The 26,842-nt window shown below is 58.4% G+C and carries 25 protein-coding genes; 18 read left to right on the plus strand and 7 right to left on the minus strand.

Translation table 11 applies throughout. The features are described 5' to 3' along the window. Positions 1-12 precede the first annotated feature (12 nt). From fmt to ACM6IT_RS06920, 4 genes are all read left to right on the plus strand, one after another. Positions 13-972, plus strand: a complete 960-nt coding sequence (gene fmt, locus ACM6IT_RS06905) for a methionyl-tRNA formyltransferase (RefSeq protein ID WP_409078212.1) — start codon at positions 13-15, stop codon at positions 970-972. After that, positions 969-2,279, plus strand: a complete 1,311-nt coding sequence (gene rsmB, locus ACM6IT_RS06910) for a 16S rRNA (cytosine(967)-C(5))-methyltransferase RsmB (RefSeq protein WP_414917741.1) — start codon at positions 969-971, stop codon at positions 2,277-2,279. Before fmt ends, rsmB begins: the two co-directional genes overlap by 4 nt. 22 nt (positions 2,280-2,301) lie before the next feature. Next, positions 2,302-3,678, plus strand: coding sequence for a Trk system potassium transporter TrkA (trkA, locus tag ACM6IT_RS06915; protein WP_056726763.1), 1,377 nt, complete (start codon positions 2,302-2,304; stop codon positions 3,676-3,678). A 103-nt stretch (positions 3,679-3,781) separates the two neighbouring features. Then, complete coding sequence (locus ACM6IT_RS06920; protein ID WP_414917847.1) at positions 3,782-4,099, plus strand: tetratricopeptide repeat protein; 318 nt, start codon at positions 3,782-3,784, stop codon at positions 4,097-4,099. Here the strand turns inward: ACM6IT_RS06920 and ACM6IT_RS06925 are convergent, their stop codons facing one another. From ACM6IT_RS06925 to ACM6IT_RS06935, 3 genes are all read right to left on the minus strand, one after another. After that, positions 4,100-4,339, minus strand: coding sequence for a PilZ domain-containing protein (locus ACM6IT_RS06925; RefSeq protein WP_414917742.1), 240 nt, complete (start codon positions 4,337-4,339; stop codon positions 4,100-4,102). Positions 4,340-4,411: 72 nt separating this feature from the next. Then, positions 4,412-5,299, minus strand: coding sequence for a lysophospholipid acyltransferase (locus tag ACM6IT_RS06930; RefSeq protein ID WP_008045719.1), 888 nt, complete (start codon positions 5,297-5,299; stop codon positions 4,412-4,414). Between the two features lie 40 nt (positions 5,300-5,339). Beyond that, positions 5,340-5,897, minus strand: coding sequence for a DNA-3-methyladenine glycosylase I (locus ACM6IT_RS06935; RefSeq protein WP_056726766.1), 558 nt, complete (start codon positions 5,895-5,897; stop codon positions 5,340-5,342). Positions 5,898-5,978: 81 nt separating this feature from the next. Here ACM6IT_RS06935 and glyQ point away from each other — a divergent pair, with 81 nt between their 5' ends. The 4 genes from glyQ to ACM6IT_RS06955 all read left to right on the plus strand — a co-directional run bounded on the left by glyQ (position 5,979) and on the right by ACM6IT_RS06955 (position 10,390). Continuing rightward, positions 5,979-6,932, plus strand: a complete 954-nt coding sequence (gene glyQ, locus ACM6IT_RS06940; RefSeq protein ID WP_003187265.1) for a glycine--tRNA ligase subunit alpha — start codon at positions 5,979-5,981, stop codon at positions 6,930-6,932. Then, positions 6,929-8,983, plus strand: coding sequence for a glycine--tRNA ligase subunit beta (gene glyS, locus ACM6IT_RS06945; RefSeq protein WP_414913591.1), 2,055 nt, complete (start codon positions 6,929-6,931; stop codon positions 8,981-8,983). The genes glyQ and glyS overlap by 4 nt, the downstream gene beginning before the upstream one ends. A 4-nt stretch (positions 8,984-8,987) precedes the next feature. Then, positions 8,988-9,527: a D-glycero-beta-D-manno-heptose 1,7-bisphosphate 7-phosphatase gene (gene gmhB / locus ACM6IT_RS06950; RefSeq protein WP_414917743.1), complete on the plus strand. Its 540-nt coding sequence runs from the start codon at positions 8,988-8,990 to the stop codon at positions 9,525-9,527. Between the two features lie 83 nt (positions 9,528-9,610). Next, the gene (locus ACM6IT_RS06955) at positions 9,611-10,390 is read left to right on the plus strand and encodes a lysophospholipid acyltransferase family protein (protein ID WP_056726768.1); all 780 of its coding nucleotides are present in this window, start codon (positions 9,611-9,613) and stop codon (positions 10,388-10,390) included. Positions 10,391-10,783: 393 nt separating this feature from the next. Here ACM6IT_RS06955 and gyrB read toward each other — a convergent pair whose 3' ends face one another. From gyrB to dnaA, 4 genes are read right to left on the minus strand one after another with little or no spacing between them, the layout of a single operon-like run. Then, on the minus strand, positions 10,784-13,201 hold the full coding sequence (gene gyrB, locus ACM6IT_RS06960; protein WP_056727026.1) for a DNA topoisomerase (ATP-hydrolyzing) subunit B: 2,418 nt from the start codon (positions 13,199-13,201) through the stop codon (positions 10,784-10,786). 5 nt (positions 13,202-13,206) lie between these two features. After that, on the minus strand, positions 13,207-14,310 hold the full coding sequence (gene recF, locus ACM6IT_RS06965; protein ID WP_414917744.1) for a DNA replication/repair protein RecF: 1,104 nt from the start codon (positions 14,308-14,310) through the stop codon (positions 13,207-13,209). Positions 14,311-14,330: 20 nt separating this feature from the next. Then, positions 14,331-15,434 (minus strand): DNA polymerase III subunit beta, encoded by a 1,104-nt coding sequence (gene dnaN / locus ACM6IT_RS06970; RefSeq protein WP_007969885.1) that lies wholly within the window; start codon positions 15,432-15,434, stop codon positions 14,331-14,333. Between the two features lie 39 nt (positions 15,435-15,473). Next, the gene (gene dnaA / locus ACM6IT_RS06975) at positions 15,474-16,994 is read right to left on the minus strand and encodes a chromosomal replication initiator protein DnaA (RefSeq protein ID WP_056726770.1); all 1,521 of its coding nucleotides are present in this window, start codon (positions 16,992-16,994) and stop codon (positions 15,474-15,476) included. A 566-nt stretch (positions 16,995-17,560) separates the two neighbouring features. Here dnaA and rpmH point away from each other — a divergent pair. The 10 genes from rpmH to ACM6IT_RS07025 all read left to right on the plus strand — a co-directional run bounded on the left by rpmH (position 17,561) and on the right by ACM6IT_RS07025 (position 26,827). Next, entirely contained in the window at positions 17,561-17,695 is a 135-nt protein-coding gene (gene rpmH / locus ACM6IT_RS06980; protein ID WP_003213577.1) for a 50S ribosomal protein L34, read from the plus strand. A 16-nt stretch (positions 17,696-17,711) separates the two neighbouring features. Beyond that, positions 17,712-18,113 (plus strand): ribonuclease P protein component, encoded by a 402-nt coding sequence (gene rnpA, locus ACM6IT_RS06985; RefSeq protein WP_056727027.1) that lies wholly within the window; start codon positions 17,712-17,714, stop codon positions 18,111-18,113. Further along, positions 18,106-18,351: a membrane protein insertion efficiency factor YidD gene (gene yidD / locus ACM6IT_RS06990; protein WP_010207715.1), complete on the plus strand. Its 246-nt coding sequence runs from the start codon at positions 18,106-18,108 to the stop codon at positions 18,349-18,351. The genes rnpA and yidD overlap by 8 nt, the downstream gene beginning before the upstream one ends. Positions 18,352-18,353: 2 nt before the next feature. Continuing rightward, positions 18,354-20,033, plus strand: coding sequence for a membrane protein insertase YidC (gene yidC, locus ACM6IT_RS06995; RefSeq protein WP_056726771.1), 1,680 nt, complete (start codon positions 18,354-18,356; stop codon positions 20,031-20,033). Positions 20,034-20,112: 79 nt separating this feature from the next. After that, positions 20,113-21,483 carry a tRNA uridine-5-carboxymethylaminomethyl(34) synthesis GTPase MnmE gene (gene mnmE / locus ACM6IT_RS07000; protein WP_056726772.1) on the plus strand — a complete coding sequence of 457 codons (1,371 nt, stop codon included), beginning with the start codon at positions 20,113-20,115 and terminating at the stop codon, positions 21,481-21,483. Positions 21,484-22,033: 550 nt separating this feature from the next. Next, a complete protein-coding gene (mnmG, locus tag ACM6IT_RS07005; protein WP_414913590.1) occupies positions 22,034-23,932 on the plus strand; it encodes a tRNA uridine-5-carboxymethylaminomethyl(34) synthesis enzyme MnmG in 1,899 nt (632 codons plus the stop codon). Further along, positions 23,929-24,573 carry a 16S rRNA (guanine(527)-N(7))-methyltransferase RsmG gene (gene rsmG, locus ACM6IT_RS07010; protein WP_007969895.1) on the plus strand — a complete coding sequence of 215 codons (645 nt, stop codon included), beginning with the start codon at positions 23,929-23,931 and terminating at the stop codon, positions 24,571-24,573. The genes mnmG and rsmG overlap by 4 nt, the downstream gene beginning before the upstream one ends. 18 nt (positions 24,574-24,591) lie before the next feature. Beyond that, complete coding sequence (locus ACM6IT_RS07015; protein WP_056726774.1) at positions 24,592-25,389, plus strand: ParA family protein; 798 nt, start codon at positions 24,592-24,594, stop codon at positions 25,387-25,389. Between the two features lie 9 nt (positions 25,390-25,398). Then, entirely contained in the window at positions 25,399-26,271 is an 873-nt protein-coding gene (locus tag ACM6IT_RS07020) for a ParB/RepB/Spo0J family partition protein (RefSeq protein ID WP_056726775.1), read from the plus strand. Positions 26,272-26,419: 148 nt separating this feature from the next. Beyond that, positions 26,420-26,827 (plus strand): F0F1 ATP synthase subunit I, encoded by a 408-nt coding sequence (locus ACM6IT_RS07025; protein WP_008045685.1) that lies wholly within the window; start codon positions 26,420-26,422, stop codon positions 26,825-26,827. The last annotated feature ends 15 nt before the right edge of the window (positions 26,828-26,842 follow it).

Consider the following 26,842-nt stretch of genomic DNA (forward strand, 5'->3'; position numbering starts at 1 on the left):
TAGAGAACACCCATGACTGAGCCACTGCGCATCGTCTTTGCCGGCACCCCCGAATTCGCCGCCGAACACCTCAAGGCCCTGCTCGACAGCCCTTACGAGATCGTCGCGGTCTACACCCAACCGGATCGTCCGGCCGGTCGCGGGCAAAAACTGATGCCAAGCCCGGTCAAGCAACTGGCGCTGGAGAACAATATCCCGGTGCTGCAACCGCCGACCCTGCGCAACGAAGATGCCCAGGCGGAACTGGCCGCGCTCAAGCCGGACTTGATGGTGGTGGTCGCCTACGGCCTGATCCTGCCGCAAGTGGTGCTGGATATTCCGCGCCTGGGTTGCATCAACAGTCACGCCTCGCTGCTGCCGCGCTGGCGTGGTGCGGCGCCGATCCAGCGCGCCGTGGAAGCGGGGGACGCCGAAAGCGGCGTGACCGTAATGCGCATGGAAGCCGGCCTCGATACCGGACCGATGCTGCTCAAGGTCGCCACGCCGATCAGCGCCGAAGACACCGGTGGCAGCCTGCATGATCGTCTGGCCGAAATGGGCCCGCCGGCCGTGGTCCAGGCGATTGCCGGCCTCGCCGCCGCAACACTGGAGGGCGAAGTGCAGGACGACAGCCTGGCCACCTATGCGCATAAATTGAACAAGGACGAAGCACGCATCGACTGGAGTCGCCCGGCGGTTGAGCTGGAGCGTCTGGTGCGTGCCTTCAACCCGTGGCCGATCACCCACAGCACCTTGAACGGCGAAGCCTTGAAAGTGCTGGCCGCAAATCTGGCTGAAGGCAAAGGCGCCCCGGGTGAAATCCTTAGCGCCAGCAAGGACGGTCTGATCGTCGCCTGCGGCGAGCAGGCCTTGTGCCTGACCCGTCTGCAATTGCCCGGCGGCAAGGCGCTGAACTTCAGTGACCTGTTCAACAGCCGCCGTGAGAAATTCGCCACCGGAACGATCCTCGGTCAAGCGGCGGACGCTCAATGAATCCGCGTCTGGCCGCCGCCAAGGCACTCGCCGCAGTCCTGAGCGGCAAAGCCTCGCTCAACAGTTCGCTGCCAACACAAATGGACAAGGTCGAGGACCGTGATCGCGGCTTCACCCAGGACCTGGCATTCGGCACCGCACGCTGGCAGCCACGCTTGTCCGCGCTGGCGGCCAAACTGTTGCAGAAGCCGTTCAAGGCAGCCGACGCCGATGTCGAAGCGTTGCTGTTGGTCGGTCTCTATCAATTGCTCTACACCCGCGTCCCGGCCCACGCCGCCATCGGCGAAACCGTCGGTTGCGCCGACAAGCTGAAAAAGCCTTGGGCCAAGGCATTGCTCAACGCTGTGCTACGCAATGCTCAGCGCGAAAGCGAAACGATTTTCGCCGAGCTGGAACGTGATCCGGTGGTGCGCACCGCCCACCCGCGCTGGTTGCAGAAATCCCTGAAGGCGTTCTGGCCCGAGCAATGGGAAGCCATTTGCGCCGCCAACAATGCGCATCCGCCGATGATTCTGCGGGTCAACCGTCGTCATCACAGCCGTGATGCCTATCTCGGATTGTTGACCGACGCCGGTATCGCCGCGACGCCATGCATTTATAGCCGCGATGGCATCGTGCTCGAAGCCGCCACCGACGTGCGCGGCCTGCCAGGCTTCGCCGAGGGCTGGATCAGCGTGCAGGACGAAGCCGCGCAACTGGCTGCCGATCTGCTCGACCTCGCGCCAGGCCAACGGGTGCTGGACGCCTGCTGCGCACCGGGCGGCAAGACCTGCCACATCCTCGAAGCCGAGCCAAAACTGGCCGGCGTCGTGGCCGTAGACCTTGAAGCCAAGCGACTGGTACGGGTGCGGGAAAACCTCGAACGCCTGAAACTGAGCGCCGAACTGATTGCCGCCGACGGTCGCGACACTCAGGCGTGGTGGGACGGCAAGCCGTTCCAGCGCATCCTGCTGGACGCGCCATGCTCGGCCACCGGCGTGATTCGTCGTCACCCGGACATCAAACTGACCCGCCAACCCGACGACATCGCCGCGCTGGCGCTGCTGCAGGGCGAGTTGCTCGATGCCATGTGGAAAACCCTGGAAGTCGGGGGCATCCTGCTGTACGCCACCTGTTCCACACTGCCGACCGAAAACACCGAAGTCATCGAAGCCTTCCTCGCCCGAACGCCGGGTGCCCGGGAACTGGACCTCGCCACGGCGGCCGGCATCAAGCAGCCCCATGGTCGCCAGTTGCTGGCCCAGGAAGGTGGCCACGATGGTTTCTACTACGCCAAGCTGATCAAGATCGCCGCCGCTCGCGGTTAAATGGATTCAATGGAGTGACTGGATGAAAATCATCATCCTTGGTGCAGGGCAGGTCGGCGGTTCGCTGGCCGAACACCTGGCCAGTGAAGCCAACGACATTACTGTGGTCGACACCGATGGCGAGCGCCTGCGCGACCTTGGTGACCGCCTGGACATCCGCACGGTACAAGGTCGTGGCTCATTCCCGACCGTGTTGCGCCAGGCCGGAGCGGATGACGCCGACATGCTGGTCGCGGTGACCAACAGCGACGAAACCAACATGGTCGCCTGCCAGGTCGCCCATACCCTGTTCCACACCCCGACCAAGATCGCCCGGGTTCGCGAAGCCGCGTACCTGACCCGCGAAGAGCAGCTGTTCCAGAACGAAGCGATTCCGGTGGACGTGCTGATCAGCCCGGAACAAGTGGTCACCAACTATATAAAGCGCCTGATCCAGCACCCCGGCGCCTTGCAGGTGATCGACTTCGCCGAAGGCAAGGCGCAACTGGTGGCGGTACGGGCGTACTACGGCGGGCCGCTGGTGGGCCAGCAACTGCGGCAGTTGCGTGAACACATGCCGAACGTGGAAACCCGCGTCGCGGCGATTTTCCGTCGTGACCGGCCGATCCTGCCCCAGGGCGACACGGTGATCGAGGCCGACGACGAGGTGTTTTTCATCGCCGCCAAGGCGAATATTCGCGCGGTGATGAGCGAAATGCGCCGTCTCGACGAAACCTATAAACGCATCGTCATCGCCGGTGGCGGGCAGATTGGCGAGCGTCTGGCCGAGGCCATCGAAAGCCGTTATCAGGTGAAAATCATCGAGATGAACCCGGCGCGCTGCCGTCATCTCTCCGACACACTGGACAGCACGGTAGTGTTGCAGGGCAGTGCTTCAGACCGCGACCTGCTGATGGAAGAGAACATCGCCGACGCCGACCTGTTCCTGGCGCTGACCAACGACGACGAAGCCAACATCATGTCATCGTTGCTGGCCAAGCGACTGGGCGCGAAGAAGGTGATGACCATCATCAACAACCCGGCCTATGTCGATCTGATCCAGGGCGGCGACATCGACATCGCCATCAGCCCGCAACTGGCGACCATCGGCACCTTGCTGGCCCACGTGCGCCGAGGCGACATCGTCAGCGTGCACTCACTGCGCCGGGGTGCGGCGGAGGCCATCGAGGCGATTGCCCATGGCGATGCGAAATCGAGCAAGGTGATCGGCAAGGCCATCGAGAACATCGGCCTGCCGCCAGGCACCACCATCGGTGCGATTATCCGCGACGAAGAAGTGATCATCGCCCACGACAACACCGTGATCGAAGCGGGCGACCATGTGATTCTGTTCCTTGTGGATAAAAAGCATATTCGCGATGTGGAGAAGCTGTTTCATGTGGGGTTGAGCTTCTTCTGATCCGGATTTTTCGGCGATCAGACTGGCCTCATCGCGAGCTTGCTCGCGATAGCGGACTTCCAGATACCGGATATTTTCCTGACACACCTCAAAAAGGAATCCACTGATGATCGAATCCCTGGAAAAAATGCTCGCCAAGGGTGTGGATAACTCATTGCTGCGCTTCGGCCTGGGCAAGGGCTATCTGGATCTGGGGGAAAACGCCAAGGCTGCGGAGCATTTCCAACGCTGCGTCGAATTCGATCCGAAGTATTCGGCGGCATGGAAACTACTGGGCAAGGCCCATCTGGCGCTGGCGGACTTTACGGCCGCGCGCCAAGCCTGGGACCAAGGCCTGGAAGCCGCTCGCGTCCATGGCGACAAGCAGGCCGAAAAGGAAATGACGGTGTTCCTGAAGAAGCTCGAGCGTCAGGCGTACTGATCAGAGATAACGCAAACCGATGCCCTCGGCATCCACCTGCACTACTTCCATACGCACCTGCGGCGCGCCTGTGGGTAAGCCCTGCACCTGACCGTAAACCACCGCGCCTTTGGGCAAAGTCGACAACCCCGGATGCTTGACGTAGACACCCGTGCTCGACAAGTTGCGCGTCTGCCCCAGGCAATCGCCAAAGCTTTCGTGACTGATCTTGATGCGGAATGACTTACGGTGTTCGGACATCTTCTGCGCCCTTGAATGAACGGTTGTGGATAACCCCGAGTCCAGGGTCATCCACAGATCATGCCAATCGATTCAATACCAACGCTCTTCACCCGGCGGACGCTTCTTGAAGCGCTTCATGCTCCACATGTACTGGCTCGGGTATGCCCGCACATAGCGCTCGACCACCTGGCTCATGGCCGCGCAGGACTGCGCGGTATCGGTGCTGTACATGGCCTCTGGCGCAGCTTCAAGGATCACTTTGTAGCCGGAACCGTCCGGCAGGCGCAGGGCATGCAGGAACACGCCGACCGCTTTGCCGCCGGCCAGCATGTTCGGCACGAACTTGCTGGTCAGCGCCTGGGTGGCGAAGAACGGCACGAAGATCCCGGCGGATTCGGACGGTTCCGGGTCAGCGGGAATGCCCACTGCACCACCTTTGCGCACTTCCTTGATGACGCTGAGGATGCCTTCCTTGGTGGAAGCGGCGACCTTGTTGCCCAACTGCACTCGCTGCTTTTGCAGCAATTCATCCACCGCTTTCAACTTCGGCGGGCGGTAGAAAATGATCGGTTTGCACTGGCTGCAATAGAAGTGGTTCAGCACTTCCCAGTTGCCCAGGTGGCTGGTGATACCGACCACGCCTTTGCCGGAGGCGAGGGCGTCCTTCAAGATGTCGAGGCCTTCGACCTCGCGCACCAGGTCGATGGAGCGCTGGGCCGGCCAGATCCAGGCGCAGGCGCTTTCGGTCAGGGACTTGCCGATGTCCTTAAGGCTCTGTCCGACTAAACGTTCGCGCTCGGCGGGGTCCATGTCCGGAAAGCACTTGGACAGGTTGATCCGCACCACGTCGCGGGAACGGTTCGGGGTTTTCCACATGACCCAGCCAATCGCCGAGCCGACGGCCTGCACGGCCCGCCACGGAAGCAGGGCAAACAGCCGCAGAGCGCCTACCAGCAAGGCGCCTTTCAACTTATCCACAGGTCACTCCTGATTTTGTGCTGTGCGCGAGGCGGCCATTCTAACCGCCGTTCGCCAACTGCGCGTAGCGGTCGCAGTCCCGGGTGTGATCCATCACCATGCCCGAAGCCTGCATCAGCGCATAGCAAATGGTCGGCCCGACGAACGTGAAACCGGCTTTTTTCAGGCCTTTGCTCATTTCCACGGCGATCGGCGTCACGGCCGGGACTTCACTGCGATCCTTGAAATGATTGATCACAGGCACGCCACCGACGAACGACCAGAGAAACGCCACCGGGTCCTCCAGCGCCAGCCAGGCCTGGGCATTGCGCCGGGCCGCGTTGAGCTTGAGGCGGTTGCGAATGATGCCGGGATCGAGCATCAACTCGTCGATTTCGGCATCGCTCATCTGCGCCACGCGCTGGACATCAAAGCCGAACATCACCTGGCGATAGTGCTCGCGTTTGCGCAGCACAGTGATCCAGGAAAGCCCGGCCTGGAACCCTTCGAGCAAAAGCAACTCGAACAAACCCTGCGCATCCCGTAGCGGCGTGCCCCACTCCTGATCGTGATAAGCCATGTACAGCGGATCTTCGGAACACCAAAAGCAGCGTGGCATAAGGCTCCAGGGGGCGTGCGCAGCAATGAATCGGGTATACTCCCGCTCTTTAAATCGCAGCCCAAGAAACAGGTGAATTTCGTGAGCCAGCCTACGCCAGCCGTGCGTACCTTCCAAGACTTGATCCTCGCCCTCCAGCAATACTGGGCCGAGCAAGGTTGTGTGGTACTTCAGCCCTACGATATGGAAGTAGGCGCCGGCACTTTCCACACCGCAACGTTCCTGCGCGCCATCGGCCCGGAAACCTGGAACGCTGCCTACGTGCAGCCAAGCCGTCGTCCGACTGACGGCCGCTACGGCGAAAACCCGAACCGTCTGCAGCACTATTACCAGTTCCAGGTGGTCCTCAAGCCGAACCCGGACAACTTCCAGGAACTGTACCTGGGCTCCCTCAAGCACGTCGGCCTGGACCCGCTGGTCCACGACATCCGCTTCGTCGAAGACAACTGGGAATCGCCGACCCTCGGCGCCTGGGGTCTGGGCTGGGAAGTCTGGCTCAACGGCATGGAAGTGACCCAATTCACCTACTTCCAGCAAGCGGGTGGCATCGAGTGCTACCCGGTGACCGGTGAGATCACCTACGGTCTCGAGCGTCTGGCCATGTACCTGCAAGGCGTGGACTCGGTCTACGACCTGGTCTGGGCTGACGGTCCGTTCGGCAAAGTGACCTACGGCGACGTGTTCCACCAGAACGAAGTGGAGCAGTCCACTTACAACTTCGAACACGCCAACGTCGACAAGCTGTTCGAACTGTTCGATTTCTACGAAAGCGAAGCCAAGCGCCTGATCGAACTCGACCAGCCGCTGCCGTTGCCGAGCTACGAAATGGTGTTGAAGGCTTCCCATACCTTCAACCTGCTGGATGCGCGCCGGGCGATTTCCGTGACTGCGCGTCAGCAATACATCCTGCGTGTACGCACCCTGGCGCGTTCCGTTGCGCAAGCCTACCTGCTGGCTCGTGCCAAGCTGGGCTTCCCGATGGCGACCCCGGACCTGCGTGATGAAGTACTGGCCAAGCTGGAGGCTGCACAATGAGTGCTCTGGATTTTCTGGTTGAACTGGGCACTGAAGAACTGCCACCCAAAGCCCTGAACACCCTGGCCGAGGCGTTCCTCGCCGGCATCGACAAGGGCCTGCAAGCTGCCGGCCTGAACTACGAGAGCAAAACCGTTTATGCCGCCCCGCGCCGCCTGGCCGTGCTGATCACCGCACTGGCCACCCAGCAGCCGGATCGCAGCATCAACCTCGACGGCCCGCCACGTCAGGCCGCGTTCGATGCCGAAGGCAACCCGACCCAAGCGGCACTGGGCTTTGCCAAGAAGTGCGGCGTCGACCTGAGCGAAATCGATCAGAGCGGCCCGAAACTGCGCTACAGCCAGAGCATCGCCGGCAAGGCGACCGCAAGCCTGCTGCCGACCATCGTCGAAGATTCCCTGAACGACCTGCCGATCCCGAAACGCATGCGTTGGGGTGCGCGCAAGGAAGAGTTCGTTCGTCCGACCCAGTGGCTGGTGATGCTGCTCGGTGACCAGGTCATCGATTGCACCATCCTCGCCCAGAAGGCCGGCCGCGACTCCCGTGGCCACCGCTTCCATCACCCGGAAAACGTGCGCATCGGTTCGCCGTCCAGCTACCTGGCCGACCTGCGTGCCGCCTACGTTCTGGCCGACGCAAACGAGCGTCGCGAGATCATCAGCAAGCGCACCGAAGAGCTGGCCACCCGTCAGGAAGGCACGGCAATCGTTCCGCCAGCCCTGCTCGATGAAGTGACCGCGCTGGTCGAATGGCCAGTGCCGCTGGTGTGCTCGTTCGAGGAGCGCTTCCTCGACGTGCCGCAGGAAGCCCTGATCACCACCATGCAGGACAACCAGAAGTACTTCTGCCTGCTGGACGCCGACGGCAAGTTGCTGCCACGTTTCATTACCGTGGCCAACATCGAGAGCAAAGACCCACAGCAGATCATCGCCGGTAACGAGAAAGTGGTTCGCCCACGCCTGACCGACGCCGAGTTCTTCTTCAAGCAAGACAAGAAGCAGAAGCTCGAAGACTTCAACCTGCGCCTGCAGAACGTGGTGTTCCAGGAAAAACTCGGCAGCGTCTACGACAAGGCCGAACGTATTTCCAAACTCGCCGCTTACATCGCAGCGCGCATTGGCGGCAACGCTTCGTGGGCTGCTCGTGCGGGCCTGCTGTCCAAGTGCGACCTGTCGACCGAGATGGTCGGCGAGTTCCCGGAGATGCAAGGTGTCGCCGGTTACTACTACGCCCTCAACGATGGCGAGCCGGAAGATGTCGCACTGGCCCTGAACGAGCAGTACATGCCGCGCGGTGCCGGTGCTGAACTGCCAAGCACCCTGACCGGTGCGGCCGTGGCCATCGCCGACAAGCTCGACACCCTCGTGGGTATCTTCGGTATCGGCATGCTGCCGACCGGCAGCAAAGACCCGTACGCCCTGCGCCGTGCCGCACTGGGCGTGTTGCGTATCCTGATCGAGAAGCAACTGGATCTGGACCTGAACGACGCCGTGGCCTTCGCTGTGAATGCATTCGGTACCAAGGTCAAGGCAGCCGGCCTGAACGAATCGGTACTTGAATTCATCTTCGACCGCCTGCGTGCCCGCTACGAAGACGAAGGTGTCGATGTCGCGACCTACCTGTCTGTACGTGCCCTGAAGCCAGGCTCGGCCCTGGACTTCGACCAGCGCGTGCAAGCGGTACAGGCCTTCCGCAAACTGCCGGAAGCCGCCGCCCTGGCCGCCGTGAACAAGCGCGTGTCGAACCTGCTGAGCAAGGTCGAAGGCTCGGTGCCTACCGTCGTGGAAGCCAAGTACTTCGATAATGCCAACGAGTTCTCCCTGTACTCGGCGATCCAGCAGGCTGACCAGGCTGTACAGCCAATGGCCGCCTCGCGTCAGTACAGCGAATCCCTGGCACGCCTGGCTGCACTGCGCGAGCCGGTGGATGCGTTCTTCGAAGCTGTGATGGTCAACGCGGAGGACGCAAAAGTCCGCGCCAACCGTTATGCGTTGCTGGCGCGTCTGCGTGGGTTGTTCCTCGGCGTCGCCGACATTTCGCTGCTGGGCTGAGGGATTGCTGTTGAAACTGCTGATTCTCGATCGGGACGGAGTGATCAATTACGACTCCGACGCTTACATCAAGTCGGTGGAGGAGTGGATTCCACTCCCCGGTTCGATCGAAGCCATCGCGCAGTTGAGCAAGGCCGGCTGGACGGTAGCGGTCGCTACCAACCAGTCGGGTATCGCTCGCGGCTATTACGACCTCGCCACCCTGAATGCCATGCACGAGCGCTTGCGCGCGCTGGTGGCGGAGCAGGGCGGTGAAGTCGGCCTGATCGTCTATTGCCCGCACGGGCCGGACGAAGGCTGCGATTGCCGCAAGCCGAAACCCGGGATGCTGAAAACCATCGCCGCTCATTACAACGTGTCGCTGACCAATCTCTGGTTCGTCGGCGACAGCCTTGGTGACCTGGAAGCCGCCAAAGCCGTCGATTCACAGCCAGTTTTGGTAAAGACCGGGAAAGGCGAAAAGACTCAGGGCAAAACCCTTCCGGTTGGCACATTGATTTTTGACGATCTGGCGGCGATTGCCGCAGAACTTATCCACAATTAGAGTGCTTCTGAATTTCCTGGCAAAGGATTGATCAGGAGTGCGCTTTATACAGGCGGGTATTGCCCGCAACGGTAAACGTCACCATGTCGATATTGCAGGCCATCAGAACCTTCCTCTTTTACCTGCTGCTGGGCACCAGCTCCTTGCTGTGGTGCAGCCTGAGTTTTTTTATCGCGCCGTTTCTGCCATTCAAGGCACGTTATCGCTTCATCAACGTGTACTGGTGCCGCTGCGCCTTGTGGCTGAGCAAAGTGTTTTTGGGCATTCGCTACGAAGTGAAGGGGGCCGAGAACGTACCTGAACGGCCTTGCGTCATTCAGTCGAATCACCAGAGCACGTGGGAGACGTTCTTTCTCTCTGCCTACTTCTCGCCGCTGAGCCAGGTGCTCAAGCGTGAATTGCTCTATGTGCCGTTCTTCGGTTGGGCCATGGCCATGCTGCGACCGATCGCCATCGATCGCGACAACCCGAAAGCCGCACTCAAGCATGTGGCGCAAAAGGGTGATGAGTTGCTCAAGGACAATGTCTGGGTGCTGATCTTCCCCGAAGGCACGCGCGTTCCTTTCGGCACCGTTGGAAAGTTCTCGCGCGGTGGCAGCGCCTTGGCGGTCAACGCCGAATTGCCGGTGCTGCCAATTGCGCACAACGCAGGCAAGTTCTGGCCGAAAACCGGTTGGGTGAAGAAGCAGGGCGTCATCACTGTGATCATTGGCGAGCCGATGTATGCCGCAGGCACCGGACCGCGAGCCATCGCTGAATTGAACGACCGGGTCCAGGCGTGGAACGAGCAGATGCAACGGGAAATGGGCTCGCTACCACCGGCTCCGCAAGCGCCGGTTTCAAACGATCAGGTGGCTGTCTGAGATTCTGTGGATAACCTGTGTACCGTTTCATTGAAAACCGTCGTTTTTTGTATGTAACCTTATGATTTTTTTACATATTTTTTTGAATGATAAAAACCATAAAAACGTGCATAAGTTTTTTTTGGACGTAAAAAAACCGGCTGATATAGCCGGTTTTTTTATGCCTGGAACAAACACTGGCTGTCGACCTGACGGGGCGGCCTGGATCACCCGGTTTCATTCTGCATACAGCGGAATTTGCAGCCTGAATGTCTATCCCACCGAACTTAATCCGACACTCGATTCGCCCACAGATCGTGAGACAGGAGCCGCAACGGGACCGCGCGTTGCTCCGGCGAGACAATAAAAAAGGCCAACGCAATGCGTTGGCCTTTTCGTTGGTATCGACCGGGATCAGAAATCCAGGTTGGACACCGCCAAAGCGTTGCTCTCGATGAAGTCACGACGTGGTTCGACCGCATCACCCATCAGGGTGTTGAAGATCTGGTCCGCGCCAATGGCGTCTTCGATGGTCACTTTGAGCATCCGGCGCTGGCTTGGGTCCATGGTGGTTTCCCACAGCTGATCCGGGTTCATTTCGCCCAGACCTTTGTATCGCTGGATGGTGTGACGCTTGGTGCTTTCAGCCATCAGCCATTCAAGGGCTTCCTTGAACTCGGTCACCGGCTTCTTGCGCTCGCCACGCTGGATGTACGCGCCGTCGTCCAGCAGGGTGCTCAGTTGAGCGCCTAGCGAAACGACAGTCTTGTAATCGTTACTGCCGAAGAAGTCGCGGTTGAAGGTGACGTAGTTCGACAGGCCGTGGGAGATCAGTTCGACCTCTGGCAGCCACACACCACGCTCACGGTCTTCACGCAGGCTGGCCTTGTAGACCAGACCCGACTTCTCGACGGTGCGCAGACGCACTTCGTACTGGGCCAGCCAATCTTGCATCGCTGCGTGATCGGACAGTTGCTCCATGCTCACCGCTGGCAGGTAGATGAAGTGCTCGGTCAGCTCCTGTGGGTACAGGCGCGACAGACGCTTGAGGGTCTTCATCACCAGACGGAAGTCATTCACCAGGCGCTCGAGGGCTTCGCCGGAGATACCCGGTGCATCCTCGTTCAGGTGCAGGCTCGCATCTTCCAGAGCCGACTGCGTCATGTACTCTTCCATGGCGTCGTCGTCTTTGATGTATTGCTCTTGCTTGCCTTTCTTGACCTTGTACAGCGGTGGCTGAGCGATGTAGATGTAGCCGCGTTCGATCAGCTCCGGCAACTGACGGAAGAAGAAGGTCAGCAGCAGGGTACGGATGTGCGAACCGTCGACGTCAGCATCGGTCATGATGATGATGTTGTGGTAACGCAGCTTGTCGATGTTGTACTCGTCGCGGCCGATGCCGCAGCCCAGCGCGGTGATCAAGGTGCCTACTTCTTGCGAAGAGATCATCTTGTCAAAACGCGCCTTCTCGACGTTCAGGATCTTGCCCTTCAGCGGCAGGATGGCCTGGGTCCGACGGTTACGCCCCTGCTTGGCGGAGCCGCCAGCAGAGTCACCTTCCACGAGGTACAGTTCGGAAAGGGCAGGGTCTTTTTCCTGACAGTCAGCCAGCTTACCCGGCAGGCCGGCGATATCCAGCGCGCCTTTACGACGGGTCATTTCACGGGCTTTACGCGCCGCTTCACGAGCACGTGCCGCATCGATCATCTTGCCGACGACCAGCTTGGCTTCGTTCGGGTTTTCCAGCAGGAAGTCGGAGAAGTACTTGCCCATTTCCTGTTCGACCGCGGTCTTCACTTCGGAAGAAACCAGCTTGTCTTTGGTCTGGGAACTGAACTTCGGATCCGGTACTTTCACCGAAATGATCGCGGTCAGGCCTTCACGGGCATCGTCACCGGTGGTCGCGACTTTGTGCTTCTTCGCCAGACCTTCGGCTTCGATATAGGTATTCAGGTTACGCGTCAGTGCGGAACGGAAACCCACCAGGTGAGTACCGCCATCGCGCTGTGGAATGTTGTTCGTGAAACACAACAGGTTCTCGTTGAAGCTGTCGTTCCACTGCAAGGCGATTTCCACGCCGATGCCGTCTTCGCGCTGAATATTGAAGTGAAACACCTGGTTGACCGCAGTCTTGTTGGTGTTCAGGTATTCAACGAACGCTCGCAGGCCGCCTTCGTACTTGAACAACTCTTCCTTGCCGCTGCGCTCATCCTTGAGGACGATGCCGACACCGGAGTTGAGGAAGGACAGTTCACGAATCCGCTTGGCCAGGATGTCCCAGCTGAAGTGGATGTTCTTGAACGTCTCGGCCGATGGCTTGAAGTGAATCTGGGTGCCGGTGGTTTCACTCTCACCAACGATTTTCATCGGTTCTTGTGGAACACCGTGGACGTAAGTCTGTTCCCAGATTTTTCCGCTGCGGCGCACCGTAAGAACAAGCTCTTTGGACAGTGCGTTCACTACCGACACACCTACACCGTGCAGGCCACCGGATACTTTGTAGGAGTTGTCGTCGAACTTCCCGCCGGCATGCAGTACGGTCATGATGACCTCGGCTGCCGAAACACCTTCTTCTTTGTGCACGTCTACCGGGATGCCACGACCGTTGTCACGAACGGTTATGGACTCATCCGGGTGAATGATGATGCTGATGTCGTCGCAGTGGCCGGCGAGAGCTTCGTCGATCGAGTTATCGACCACTTCGAACACCATGTGGTGCAGACCGCTGCCATCGTCGGTGTCACCAATGTACATACCGGGACGTTTGCGTACGGCATCCAGGCCTTTCAGCACTTTAATGCTCGTTGAGTCGTACGTATTTTCTTCGCTCAATGCCTTCACTCCCGATGGTCGTGGGTCTGGGTGATACGGCCCTGTTCCACGTGGAACAGAGCGACTGGCGTTTCCGTCTGCCAGCCTTCCCTCAATAATTCGTGATCTACACAGGTGATAAAGACCTGGCAGCGTAAGTCTTCCAACAAGCGGCAAAGTGCGCGACGGTGGTGCTCGTCCAGTTCGGACGGCAAGTCATCCACCAGATAAATACACTGACCGCGTCGAGCCTGGCTGACCAAGTGACCTTGGGCAATCCGCAATGCGCAAACCACCAACTTCTGCTGGCCACGGGACAAGATGTCCGCAGCGTTATGCGCGCCCAGTCTGAGCCGCATATCAGCACGTTGTGGTCCGGCCTGGGTATGCCCCATTTGCTGGTCCCGTTGAAGAGACCCGGCGAGCACAGTACTCAGTTCACGGTCCTTGTCCCAGCCGCGGTAATAGCTGAGCGTCAAGCCTTCAAGCTCAACCAGATCGCTCAAGGTTTGTTCAAAGACTGGTTTCAAGGCTTTGATATAAGCGCGGCGGTATTCATCAATTTCAGCGCTGGCCTGGCACAGTTCCCTGTCCCAAACCGCTTGCGAAACGGCGTCAAGTGTACCATGCCGAAGCCAAGAGTTTCTCTGGCGCAGGGCCTTCTGCAAGCGCTGCCAGGTTGACATGAAGCGCGGTTCCACGTGGAACACCCCCCAGTCAAGAAACTGCCGGCGAATCTTCGGTGCACCTTCCAGCAATCGAAAACTGTCCGGATTGATCAGCTGCAGTGGCAGGATCTCAGCCAGTTGCGCGGCGCTGCGAGCATTCTGCCCATCGATACGGATCTGGAATTCGCCCTGTCGATCCCGTGAGATGCCCAAGGCGCTATGCCCTCCCTCCGCTAGCTCAACCTGGCCAAAGACCGTACATGCCAGTTGTTCATATTGAATGACCGGCAACAGACGGGTGCTGCGAAACGAACGGGCAAGCCCCAGCAGATGGATGGCTTCCAGAACACTGGTTTTGCCGCTGCCGTTGGCGCCGTAAAGAATATTGATGCGGGGGGAGGGGGAGAAGGTCACCGGGTGCAGATTGCGCACCGCGGTGACCGAGACGCGACTTAAGGACATCTAGCTTCTGCTGGGCATGATTACAGACGCATCGGCATGACAACGTAGGCCGAGTCGTCGTTATCCGATTCCTGTACCAGCGCACTGCTGTTGGAGTCGGACAGGATAAGGCGAACCTGCTCGGTGGTCATCACGCCCAGTACGTCAAGCAGGTAGCTCACGTTGAAGCCGATTTCCAGGGAGCCGCCGTTGTATTCAACGCCCACTTCTTCTTCCGCTTCTTCCTGCTCCGGGTTGTTCGCCTGGATCTTCAGCTGACCGCTGGCCAGTTGCAGACGGATACCACGGTACTTCTCGTTGGACAGAATCGCGGTACGGCTGAACGCCTCGCGCAGAGCCTGGCGATCGCCAAGTACCAACTTGTCGCCGCCTTTAGGCAGAACACGCTCGTAGTCCGGGAATTTGCCGTCGACCAGTTTCGAGGTGAAGGTGAACTCACCAGTGGTGGCGCGGATGTGGTGCTGACCCAGCACGATGCTGACATTGCCGTCCGGCTCGGTGAGCAGGCGTGCCAGTTCGAGGATACCTTTGCGTGGCACGATGACCTGATGACGATCCGGCTGACCGATATCGGCCTGCATCGAGCACATGGCCAGACGGTGACCGTCGGTGGCCACGGCGCGGATCACACCAGCGGAGACTTCCAGCAGCATGCCGTTGAGGTAGTAGCGCACGTCCTGCTGGGCCATGGCGAAGCTGGTGCGTTCGATCAAACGACGCAGCTTGCTTTGCTCCAGGCTGCAGGTCAGCGAACCCGGGCCTTCTTCCACGGTAGGGAAGTCGTTGGCCGGCAGTGTCGACAGGGTGAAGCGGCTACGGCCAGCCTTGACCACAAGCTTTTGCTCGTCGACCTTGATGTCGATCAGCGCATCGTTCGGCAAGCTTTTGCAGATGTCCATCAGCTTGCGCGCCGGTACGGTGATGGAACCCGGATCCGCCGGCTCTTCGAGTTGAACACGACCAACCAGCTCGACTTCCAGGTCGGTACCGGTCAGCGACAATTGCTGGCCTTCGACAACCAGCAGCACGTTGGAAAGTACTGGCAAGGTCTGTCGGCGTTCGACGACGCCTGCGACCAGTTGCAGGGGTTTCAACAGGGCTTCGCGTTGAATGGTGAAATGCATGGTCTAGTCCCTTGCCTTAATAAGCTGCGCTGGTGTTCATCAAGTGGTCAGCGTACGCAGCAGGTTCTTGTAGTCCTCGCGGATGTCCGCGTCGGATTCCTTAAGTTCGTTGATCTTGCGGCACGCGTGCAAGACCGTTGTATGGTCGCGACCGCCAAACACATCGCCGATTTCCGGCAAGCTGTGGTTGGTCAGTTCCTTGGACAACGCCATGGCGACCTGACGCGGACGAGCGACCGAACGCGAACGGCGTTTGGACAGCAAGTCGGAGATCTTGATCTTGTAGTACTCGGCGACAGTGCGCTGAATGTTATCCACAGAAACCAGTTTATCCTGCAACGCCAACAAGTCTTTAAGGGATTCGCGAATCAGCTCGATGGTGATGTCGCGCCCCATGAAGTGCGAGTGGGCGATCACACGCTTGAGCGCGCCTTCCAGCTCACGGACGTTGGAGCGAATGCGCTGGGCAATGAAGAACGCGGCATCGTGAGGCAGCTCGACTTTGGCCTGATCGGCCTTCTTCATCAGGATCGCCACGCGGGTTTCCAGCTCCGGCGGCTCGACCGCAACGGTCAGGCCCCAGCCAAAACGGGATTTGAGGCGTTCTTCAAGGCCTTCGATTTCCTTCGGGTAGCGGTCACTGGTGAGAATGACCTGCTGGCCACCTTCGAGCAGGGCGTTGAAGGTGTGGAAAAACTCTTCCTGGGAACGTTCCTTGCGGGCGAAGAACTGAATGTCATCGATCAGCAACGCATCCACCGAACGGTAGAAGCGCTTGAATTCGTTGATCGCGTTCAGTTGCAGGGCCTTGACCATGTCCGCCACGAAACGCTCGGAATGCAGGTACACCACCTTGGCATTCGGGTTCTTCTTTAACAGATGGTTACCCACAGCATGCATCAAGTGGGTTTTACCCAGGCCGACGCCACCATAAAGGAAGAGTGGGTTGTAACCGTGCTTGGGGTTGTCTGCCACCTGCCAGGCGGCGGCGCGCGCCAACTGGTTGGATTTACCTTCAACGAAATTCTCAAAGGTAAAGGTGCGGTTCAGGTAACTGGTGTGCTTGAGCGCACCTTCGACCTGCACCGTACGTTGCTCGGCGCGCACAGGTGCCTGTTGCGAACTGGCACCGGCCATCGGGTCGAAGCTGTCACGTGAAGGTTCTTCTTCGGTGACCTCGGCCACTTTTTGCGTCGCACGCTTGGTCGACGCGGCGGCAGGTGCCGGCGACGGACTGGCGGGCGCTTGAGCAGCCTGGGCCTGGGAAGCCGCGGCAGCCAGGGGAGCATTGGGCGCGGCACGGGGTGCCGAACTGCGTTTGCTGCCTATTAATAAGGAAAGCGCTGGCGCCATGCCATTGCCGTGCTCATCGAGCAATTCGAGAACACGCCCCAGGTATTTTTCGTTGACCCAGTCCAGAACAAAACGATTGGGCGCATAGACACGCAACTCGTCGCCTTCGGCTTCGACCTGTAGTGGACGGATCCAAGTGTTGAATTGTTGGGCAGGCAGCTCATCGCGCAAAAGCTCCACGCACTGCTGCCAAAGTTCCACTGACACGGATATCCCCTAAGTTGAAAGCCGGTGAGGCAAAAACAAGCGGCCATTGTAGCGACCAGACGCCGACTTATCCACACGAAGGTGGTTCATCGACCAAGAAGAATCACCCTTTCATACGCAAAAAAGGCGACCAGTGGTCTGTGCATAAGCTCTGTGGATAACCGGGGTTAAGGTCGTTGTACAAGTGGGGGCGAAACTCGGTGGATAACCACCCTGTGGATAAAGCCTGCTTTCACACACAGGTTATCCGACAGCGCAGCACAGGCTGAACACTGTTTTCCACTGTAGTTGTCATTCTCTGTACAGCAGGTAAAACAAGGGTTGAATTGAGTTATCCACAGAAGGATGCGGGCCTAGCTTTTATAAGCTTTACAGAAAAGCTTTAAATACTTTCCTTTCTTATTTTTATATCTACGTAAGGTGCAAGCGCCGAAAAACCTCTGGAGATCTATTTATAAGGAAACGCTGGTTGGAAATTGACCTGAAGGCTTGCTTTCTCTAGAATCCCCGGTCTCTTAAAACGGGGGCCATTCCGGCCCGTTGTGGACGAACCAGGTAACACGACAATGAAACGTACTTTCCAACCAAGCACTATCAAACGCGCTCGTACCCACGGTTTCCGTGCTCGCATGGCTACCAAGAACGGTCGTGCCGTCCTGTCGCGTCGTCGCGCCAAAGGTCGTGCGCGTCTGGCAGTTTGATAATCCGGCACTGGAGGTGAGTCAGGACTTCAGTCGGGAAAAGCGTCTGCTTACCCCCCGGCAATTCAAGGCAGTCTTTGACTCCCCTACCGGCAAGGTTCCGGGGAAAAATCTCCTGCTCCTTGCGCGCAACAACGATCTTGATCACCCCCGTCTCGGGTTGGTTATCGGGAAAAAGAGCGTAAAGCTCTCCGTCGAGCGCAATCGCCTCAAACGTCTGATGCGCGAATCGTTTCGCCTGAACCAGGATTCACTGGTCGGCTGGGACATTGTTATCGTCGCGCGCAAAGGTTTGGGCGACGTAGAAAACCCCGAATTGATTCAGCATTTCGGCAAACTCTGGAAGCGTCTGGCTCGCAGTTCGCCGGTACCAGCAGTCAAAACCGAAACTGTAGGGGTAGACAGTCCAGATGCGTAAACTGGCACTCGTTCCGATCCAGTTTTACCGCTATGCCATTAGTCCTCTGATGGCCAGTCACTGTCGTTTCTACCCCAGTTGTTCCTGCTACGCGTTAGAAGCCATCGAAAATCATGGCCTTCTTCGCGGTGGCTGGCTGACCTTTCGTCGTTTAGGTCGCTGTCATCCGTGGAATCCCGGTGGTTATGACCCGGTTCCACCTATCCCTACCTCCCGTTCTTCTTCGATGGCCGAGTAATCATGGATATCAAACGCACGATCCTGATCGTCGCCCTGGCAATCGTGTCCTACGTTATGGTTCTTAAATGGAACCAGGACTATGGTCAGGCTGCCTTGCCGACTCAGAATGTTGCCTCCAGTACGACTGCACCGGGCCTGCCGGAAACGGCAACTGGCTCCAACGCTTCCGCCAGTGACGACATTCCACGTGCTGCAAGCGACACCAGCGCACCTGCCGAAACGCCGGTGGCTGTGAGCAAGGACCTCATCCAGATCAAAACGGATGTACTGGACCTGGCTATCGACCCACAAGGCGGCGATGTTGCCCAGTTGACCCTGCCGCTGTATCCGCGTCGTCAGGATCACCCGGAAATTCCGTTCCAGCTGTTCGATAACGGCGGCGAACGTACTTATCTGGCGCAAAGCGGTCTGATCGGCACCAACGGTCCGGATGCAAATCCGGCCGGTCGTCCGGTTTATTCCTCGGAGAAGAAGGTTTATCAACTGGCTGACGGTCAGGACCAAATGGTCGTAGACCTGAAGTTCAGCAAGGACGGCGTCAACTACATCAAGCGTTTCACCGTGAAACGTGGCTTGTATGACGTAACCGTTTCCTACCTGATCGACAACCAGAGCGCCCAGCCCTGGACCGGTGCGATGTTCGCCCAGTTGAAGCGCGACGCCAGCGCCGATCCTTCGTCGACCACGGCTACCGGCACCGCGACCTACCTGGGCGCAGCCCTGTGGACAAGTTCCGAGCCGTACAAGAAAGTGTCCATGAAGGACATGGACAAGGCGCCGCTCAAAGAAACCGTCACTGGCGGTTGGGTTGCCTGGTTGCAGCACTACTTCGTGACCGCATGGATTCCGGCCAAGGGCGAAAACAATGTCGTCCAGACCCGTAAAGACAGCAAAGGCAACTACATCATCGGCTATACCGGCCCATCGATGAGTGTTGCACCGGGTGCCAAGGCCGAGACCAGTGCTGTTCTGTACGCCGGTCCGAAAAGCCAGGCCGTGCTCAAAGAGTTGTCCCCAGGTCTGGAACTGACGGTCGACTACGGCATTCTGTGGTTTATCGCCCAACCGATCTTCTGGTTGTTGCAACACATCCACGCCATTGTGGGTAACTGGGGCTGGTCGATCATCTTCCTGACCATGCTGATCAAAGGGATCTTCTTCCCGCTGTCGGCTGCCAGCTACAAATCCATGGCGCGCATGCGTGCAGTGGCACCGAAACTGGCTGCACTGAAAGAGCAACATGGCGATGACCGGCAGAAAATGTCGCAAGCCATGATGGAGCTGTACAAGAAAGAGAAAATCAATCCGCTGGGTGGTTGCTTGCCAATCCTCGTGCAGATGCCGGTTTTCCTCTCGCTGTACTGGGTTCTGCTGGAAAGCGTCGAGATGCGTCAGGCTCCGTTCATGCTGTGGATTACTGACCTGTCGATCAAGGATCCGTTCTTCATTCTGCCGATCATCATGGGTGCAACCATGTTCATCCAGCAGCAGCTAAACCCGACTCCTCCGGATCCGATGCAGGCCAAGGTGATGAAGCTGATGCCGATCATCTTCACCTTCTTCTTCCTGTGGTTCCCGGCCGGTCTGGTGCTGTACTGGGTAGTGAACAACTGCCTGTCGATCGCCCAACAGTGGTACATCACACGTAAGATCGAAGCAGCCGCTAAAGCAGCTGCCTGATTTACACTGTGGATAACCACTCAAAACGCCCCCTAGTGGGGCGTTTTGCTATCTGTCACTTTTGTCTGGATACCGGTTTATGAGCGTTCCTCGCGAAACCATCGCAGCCGTCGCCACCGCTCAAGGTCGAGGCGGTGTAGGCATCGTGCGTATTTCCGGGCCGTTGGCCAGCGTTGCGGCCAAGGCCTTCAGCGGTCGCGAGCTCAAGCCGCGATTTGCTCACTACGGTCCGTTTTTCAGTGAAAACGACGAGGTGCTGGACCAGGGCATTGCCTTGTATTTCCCCGGCCCGAACTCGTTCACAGGCGAAGATGTGCTGGAGCTGCAAGGCCATGGTGGTCCGATCGTTCTGGATATGCTGCTCAAGCGTTGCCTGGAACTGGGTTGCCGTCTCGCCCGGCCGGGAGAATTCAGTGAGCGCGCCTTCCTCAACGACAAACTGGACCTCGCCCAGGCCGAGGCCATTGCCGACCTGATTGAAGCCAGTTCTGCCCAGGCTGCGCGAAACGCGTTGCGCTCACTGCAGGGTGCTTTCTCGTCGCGTGTGCATAACCTCACCGAGCAATTGATCGGCCTGCGCATCTATGTCGAAGCGGCCATCGATTTTCCGGAAGAGGAAATCGACTTCCTTGCCGATGGCCACGTCCTGAGCATGCTCGACAAGGTTCGCGACGAGTTATCCACCGTCATCCGCGAAGCCGGGCAGGGCGCCTTGCTGCGTGACGGCATGACAGTGGTCATTGCCGGCCGTCCGAATGCCGGTAAATCCAGTCTGCTCAATACCCTGGCCGGGCGTGAAGCGGCGATCGTGACCGAAATTGCCGGCACCACCCGTGACGTGCTCCGTGAACATATCCACATCGATGGCATGCCGCTGCACGTGGTGGATACCGCCGGCCTGCGCGATACCGATGATCATGTGGAAAAAATCGGCGTCGAGCGTGCCTTGAAAGCCATCGGCGAAGCGGATCGGGTACTGCTGGTGGTCGATGCCACGGCCCCGGAAGCCCTCGATCCTTTCGCACTCTGGCCGGAGTTTCTCGAAACCCGTCCCGATCCCGCGAAAGTCACCCTGATCCGCAACAAGGCCGACCTTACGGGCGAAGCCATTGCCCTGGAGGTCAGCGCGGACGGCCATGTCACCATCAGCCTGAGCGCCAAGTCTGGTGGTGTCGGGCTGGACCTGCTGCGCGAACACCTCAAGGCCTGCATGGGCTATGAACAAACGTCCGAAAGCAGCTTCAGCGCTCGCCGGCGACACCTTGAGGCGCTACGTCATGCCAGTGCAGCCCTCGAGCATGGCCGCGCTCAATTGACCCTGGCCGGCGCTGGCGAGTTACTGGCCGAGGATTTGCGCCAGGCTCAGCAGTCGCTGGGTGAAATCACCGGTGCTTTCAGCTCCGATGATCTGCTGGGGCGAATTTTCTCCAGCTTCTGTATCGGTAAGTAGCCCACCTGTTACTCACAGACAGGCCATTCGTGCCTGTCTGTTCTCTCCATTTCTGAAAAAAACCTCCAGTGTCGAGCGGACTTTGTCTGCTTGAGCGCAATTCCTGTACCCGAATTTCGAGCAAACGGCACTTTTCTGTGGATTAAGCCCTGTGAATAACCGTGGCTAAGGTCAGTTGATAACAGGGCCTGAAAACTGAACATAACCACCTCTGTGGATAACCACCTCTTTCATCCACAGGCTTACACCGGTTATCCAAGGGCCTCATTGGCACATGAACACAGGGTTTTGAATCTCTGTACACATTGAAAATAAAGGCCTGTATCAATCTATCCACAGAAATGATGGTGCATAGAAATAAACATAAAAACAAAGATTTAATAAATTTCTTTCTTTTTAATTTCTATAACTCCGACTTTTCCACAGCTGGTTAAATTTTGTGCAAAGGGTTCTTTAGGAAGGGCGAAGTCCCTATACTTGTCGACCAGGTCCAAAAACCTGAGCTCAAACTATTCCTGAATTACCTACTTAAGCAGGCACGAGGTGCGTGGTGGATTTCCCTTCCCGTTTTGAAGTGATCGTCATCGGCGGCGGTCATGCCGGTACCGAGGCAGCACTGGCCTCAGCACGTATGGGGGTTAAAACCCTGTTGCTGACGCATAACGTGGAAACCCTCGGTGCCATGAGTTGCAACCCTGCCATTGGCGGGATCGGCAAAAGCCACCTGGTCAAGGAAATCGACGCCCTCGGCGGTGCGATGGCCATGGCTACCGATAAAGGCGGTATCCAGTTTCGCGTGTTGAACAGCCGCAAAGGCCCGGCCGTGCGAGCAACCCGCGCGCAGGCAGACCGGGTTCTGTACAAGGCAGCTGTCCGCGAAATCCTGGAGAACCAGCCGAACCTGTGGATATTTCAACAAGCCGCTGACGACCTGATCGTCGAGCAGGAACAAGTCCGTGGTGTTGTCACGCAAATGGGTCTGCGTTTCCTCGCCGATTCCGTGGTGTTGACCACCGGCACGTTCCTCGGTGGACTTATCCACATCGGTTTGCAGAATTTTTCCGGCGGTCGCGCCGGTGATCCGCCATCGATCGCGCTGGCTCACCGTCTGCGTGAACTGCCATTGCGTGTGGGTCGTTTGAAAACCGGTACTCCGCCGCGTATCGACGGCCGGTCTGTGGATTTCTCGGTGATGTCCGAGCAACCGGGTGATACGCCGATCCCGGTGATGTCGTTCATGGGGTCCAAAGAACAGCATCCGAAGCAAGTCAGCTGCTGGATTACCCACACCAATGCCCGCACCCACGAAATCATTGCCGCAAACCTCGACCGTTCACCGATGTATTCCGCTGCCGGCGAGATCGAAGGGATCGGCCCGCGTTATTGCCCGTCGATCGAAGACAAGATCCATCGCTTTGCCGACAAGGAAAGCCATCAGGTGTTTATCGAACCGGAAGGTTTGACCACTCATGAGTTGTATCCGAACGGGATATCCACAAGCTTGCCGTTCGACGTGCAATTGCAGATCGTGCAATCGATCCGCGGCATGGAAAACGCGCACATCGTGCGTCCGGGCTACGCGATCGAGTACGACTACTTCGATCCACGTGACTTGAAGTACAGCCTGGAAACCAAAGTCATCGGCGGTCTGTTCTTTGCCGGGCAAATCAACGGCACCACCGGTTACGAAGAAGCCGGTGCCCAGGGTTTGCTGGCCGGGACCAACGCTGCGCTGCGTGCGCAAGGCAAAGAGGCCTGGTGCCCGCGTCGCGACGAGGCCTATATCGGCGTGTTGGTCGACGACCTGATTACCCTTGGTACCCAAGAGCCGTACCGGATGTTCACGTCCCGCGCCGAATATCGCTTGATCCTGCGCGAAGACAACGCCGACTTGCGCCTGACCGAAAAAGGCCGCGAACTGGGTCTGGTGGATGACGTGCGCTGGGCAGCTTTTTGCAAAAAACGCGAAAGCATCGAACTGGAAGAGCAACGCCTGAAAAGCACCTGGGTACGCCCGGGCACCGAACAGGGCGATGCCATTGCCGAAAAATTCGGCACGCCACTGACCCACGAATACAACCTGCTCAATCTCTTGAGCCGTCCGGAAATCGACTACGCTGGTCTGATCGCCGTGACCGGTGGCGGCGCAGAAGATCCACAGGTTGCCGAGCAGGTCGAAATCAAGACCAAGTACGCCGGCTACATCGATCGTCAACAGGATGAAATCGCCCGCCTGCGAGCCAGCGAAGACACCAAATTGCCTGTGGATATCGATTACACGAATATTTCCGGTCTCTCCAAAGAGATCCAGAGCAAGCTCGGCGCGACCCGTCCAGAAACCCTGGGCCAGGCCTCGCGTATCCCGGGCGTTACGCCGGCAGCCATTTCGCTGTTGATGATTCATTTGAAAAAACGCGGCGCGGGCCGTCAGTTGGAGCAAAGCGCTTGAGTTCGTTGGTCACTTCGCAACACGCAGAAGAGTTATCCACAGGTGCTCGCCAACTCGGTGTCACGCTGACAGAAACCCAGCACGCCCAGCTGCTGGGTTACCTGGCCCTGTTGATCAAATGGAACAAGGCTTACAACCTCACCGCCGTGCGTGATCCGGACGAAATGGTTTCCCGTCACTTGCTCGATAGCCTGAGCGTGATGTCGTTCATCGAAAACGGTCGCTGGCTCGACGTCGGCAGTGGCGGCGGCATGCCTGGCATTCCGCTGGCGATCCTGTTTCCCGAGTCCCAGGTGACCTGCCTGGACAGCAACGGCAAGAAAACCCGCTTCCTGACCCAGGTCAAACTCGAACTCAAACTGGATAACCTGCAAGTTATCCACAGTCGCGTCGAAGCATTCCAGCCTGCCCAACCGTTCAACGGGATCATTTCCCGGGCGTTCAGCAGCATGGAAAACTTCAGCAACTGGACTCGCCACCTCGGCGATAGCGAAACACGCTGGCTGGCAATGAAGGGCGTTCATCCGGCCGATGAGCTGGTAGCATTGCCGGCAGACTTCCACCTCGATAGCGAACACGCCCTGGCCGTACCTGGTTGCCAAGGCCAACGCCATCTGCTGATACTGCGCCGCACGGCATGATTGGGAACACAAGCAAGAATGGCTAAGGTATTCGCGATTGCGAACCAAAAGGGTGGCGTGGGCAAAACCACCACCTGCATCAACCTCGCAGCATCCCTGGTCGCGACCAAGCGCCGGGTGCTGTTGATCGATCTTGATCCACAGGGCAACGCCACCATGGGTAGCGGTGTGGATAAACATGGCCTGGAAAACTCGGTCTACGACCTGCTGATCGGAGAATGTGACCTGGCCCAGGCCATGCACTTCTCCGAGCATGGTGGTTACCAGCTATTGCCGGCCAACCGCGACCTCACCGCGGCCGAAGTGGTTCTGCTGGAAATGCAGATGAAGGAAAGCCGTCTGCGCAGCGCGCTGGCGCCGATCCGGGAAAACTACGATTACATTCTGATCGACTGCCCGCCATCGCTGTCGATGCTGACCTTGAACGCACTGGTTGCCGCCGACGGGGTCATTATCCCCATGCAGTGCGAGTACTTCGCACTTGAAGGCTTGAGCGATCTTGTGGATAACATCAAGCGTATCTCTGAACTGCTGAACCCGAACCTCAAGGTCGAAGGCCTGCTGCGTACGATGTACGACCCGCGCCTGAGCCTGATGAACGATGTCTCGGCGCAGCTCAAGGAACACTTCGGCGAGCAGCTCTACGACACCGTCATTCCGCGCAACATCCGTCTGGCCGAAGCGCCAAGCTACGGCATGCCGGCGCTGGCGTACGACAAAACATCGCGAGGCGCCGTTGCCTACCTGGCATTGGCGGGCGAAATGGTTCGTCGTCAACGCAAAAACTCACGCATCGCCGCTGCTCAGGCAACTTAAGGAATCCCCATGGCCGTCAAGAAACGAGGTCTCGGACGTGGACTGGATGCTCTGTTGAGTGGTCCGACTGTCAGCTCGCTGGAAGAACAAGCGGCGCAAGCCGATCTGCGTGAGCTGCAGCACCTTCCCCTTGATCTGCTCCAGCGCGGCAAGTACCAGCCGCGTCGTGACATGGATCCGCAGGCGCTCGAAGAGCTGGCGCAGTCGATCAAGGCCCAGGGCGTCATGCAGCCTATCGTGGTTCGCCCGATCGGCGGCGGCCGCTTCGAGATCATCGCCGGCGAACGTCGCTGGCGCGCCAGCCAGCAGGCCGGGCAGGAAACGATCCCGGCGATGGTTCGCGATGTACCCGATGAAACCGCGATCGCCATCGCGCTGATCGAGAACATCCAGCGCGAAGACCTGAATCCGATTGAAGAAGCGGTGGCCCTGCAGCGTTTGCAGCAGGAGTTCCAGCTGACCCAGCAACAGGTGGCCGAGGCCGTGGGCAAGTCGCGGGTGACCGTGGCTAACCTGTTGCGCCTGATTTCCCTGCCGGAAGTCATCAAGACCATGTTGTCCCACGGCGACCTGGAAATGGGTCATGCCCGTGCTTTGCTCGGTTTACCGGAAATTCAACAGGTTGAAGGGGCGCGACATGTTGTCGCACGCGGGCTGACCGTGCGCCAAACAGAGGCACTGGTTCGCCAGTGGTTGAGTGGTAAACCGGAGCCTGTGGAAGCGGCAAAACCGGACCCGGATATTGCTCGTCTCGAACAGCGCCTGGCCGAGCGCCTAGGCTCTGCGGTGCAGATCCGCCACGGTAAGAAGGGTAAAGGGCAGTTAGTGATTGGCTACAACTCACTGGATGAGCTTCAAGGCGTACTTGCACATATCCGCTGAAACATTTCCTCATGTAGCGCGCAGTCGGAAATCACTACCTGACAGTTGAATAGGGGCAGAACCGCCCCTATACTCTGCGCGCATTTTGTCGGCACAAATTATGCCAAGTTATTGAATTTCGGCAGCCGACCATTGGAGAGTAAAAGTGATGGAAACCCGCACGCCAAACCGCCTGCCCTTCCATCGCCTGGCAGTTTTTCCGGTGTTAATGGCTCAATTTGTCGTATTGCTGATTGCCGCTTTGGCGCTTTGGTACCGATATGGAGTCGTTGCCGGGTACTCGGGACTCTGCGGAGGCCTGATAGCCTTGCTACCCAATGTTTATTTCGCTCACAGGGCATTTCGGTTTTCCGGCGCTCGAGCGGCCCAGTCCATCGTCCGGTCTTTTTATGCCGGCGAGGCAGGCAAACTGATTTTGACGGCAGTGCTGTTTGCACTGGTGTTTGCAGGTGTGAAGCCACTGGCGCCGATTGCAGTATTCGGTGCCTTCGTGCTGACTCAGTCAGTCAGCTGGTTCGCTCCCCTGCTGATGAGAACAAGACTTTCGAGACCTTAGGGCGTTTGAGGCAAC

Source organism: Pseudomonas sp. IT-P4 (genome assembly GCF_949767755.1).
Lineage (GTDB): Bacteria > Pseudomonadota > Gammaproteobacteria > Pseudomonadales > Pseudomonadaceae > Aquipseudomonas > Aquipseudomonas monachiensis.

Bases quoted from the DNA above. Each gene is read 5' to 3' on its own strand.
- ACM6IT_RS06925 (WP_414917742.1), bottom strand. From the start codon at position 4,339: ATGTCCGAACACCGTAAGTCATTCCGCATCAAGATCAGTCACGAAAGC.
- dnaN (WP_007969885.1), bottom strand. From the start codon at position 15,434: ATGCATTTCACCATTCAACGCGAAGCCCTGTTGAAACCCCTGCAACTG.
- rsmB (WP_414917741.1), top strand. From the start codon at position 969: ATGAATCCGCGTCTGGCCGCCGCCAAGGCACTCGCCGCAGTCCTGAGC.
- ACM6IT_RS07020 (WP_056726775.1), top strand. From the start codon at position 25,399: ATGGCCGTCAAGAAACGAGGTCTCGGACGTGGACTGGATGCTCTGTTG.
- trkA (WP_056726763.1), top strand. From the start codon at position 2,302: ATGAAAATCATCATCCTTGGTGCAGGGCAGGTCGGCGGTTCGCTGGCC.
- recF (WP_414917744.1), bottom strand. From the start codon at position 14,310: ATGTCCTTAAGTCGCGTCTCGGTCACCGCGGTGCGCAATCTGCACCCG.
- mnmE (WP_056726772.1), top strand. From the start codon at position 20,113: ATGAGCGTTCCTCGCGAAACCATCGCAGCCGTCGCCACCGCTCAAGGT.
- ACM6IT_RS06935 (WP_056726766.1), bottom strand. From the start codon at position 5,897: ATGCCACGCTGCTTTTGGTGTTCCGAAGATCCGCTGTACATGGCTTAT.
- yidD (WP_010207715.1), top strand. From the start codon at position 18,106: ATGCGTAAACTGGCACTCGTTCCGATCCAGTTTTACCGCTATGCCATT.
- glyS (WP_414913591.1), top strand. From the start codon at position 6,929: ATGAGTGCTCTGGATTTTCTGGTTGAACTGGGCACTGAAGAACTGCCA.
- rpmH (WP_003213577.1), top strand. From the start codon at position 17,561: ATGAAACGTACTTTCCAACCAAGCACTATCAAACGCGCTCGTACCCAC.
- ACM6IT_RS07015 (WP_056726774.1), top strand. From the start codon at position 24,592: ATGGCTAAGGTATTCGCGATTGCGAACCAAAAGGGTGGCGTGGGCAAA.
- ACM6IT_RS06955 (WP_056726768.1), top strand. From the start codon at position 9,611: ATGTCGATATTGCAGGCCATCAGAACCTTCCTCTTTTACCTGCTGCTG.
- yidC (WP_056726771.1), top strand. From the start codon at position 18,354: ATGGATATCAAACGCACGATCCTGATCGTCGCCCTGGCAATCGTGTCC.
- fmt (WP_409078212.1), top strand. From the start codon at position 13: ATGACTGAGCCACTGCGCATCGTCTTTGCCGGCACCCCCGAATTCGCC.
- ACM6IT_RS07025 (WP_008045685.1), top strand. From the start codon at position 26,420: ATGGAAACCCGCACGCCAAACCGCCTGCCCTTCCATCGCCTGGCAGTT.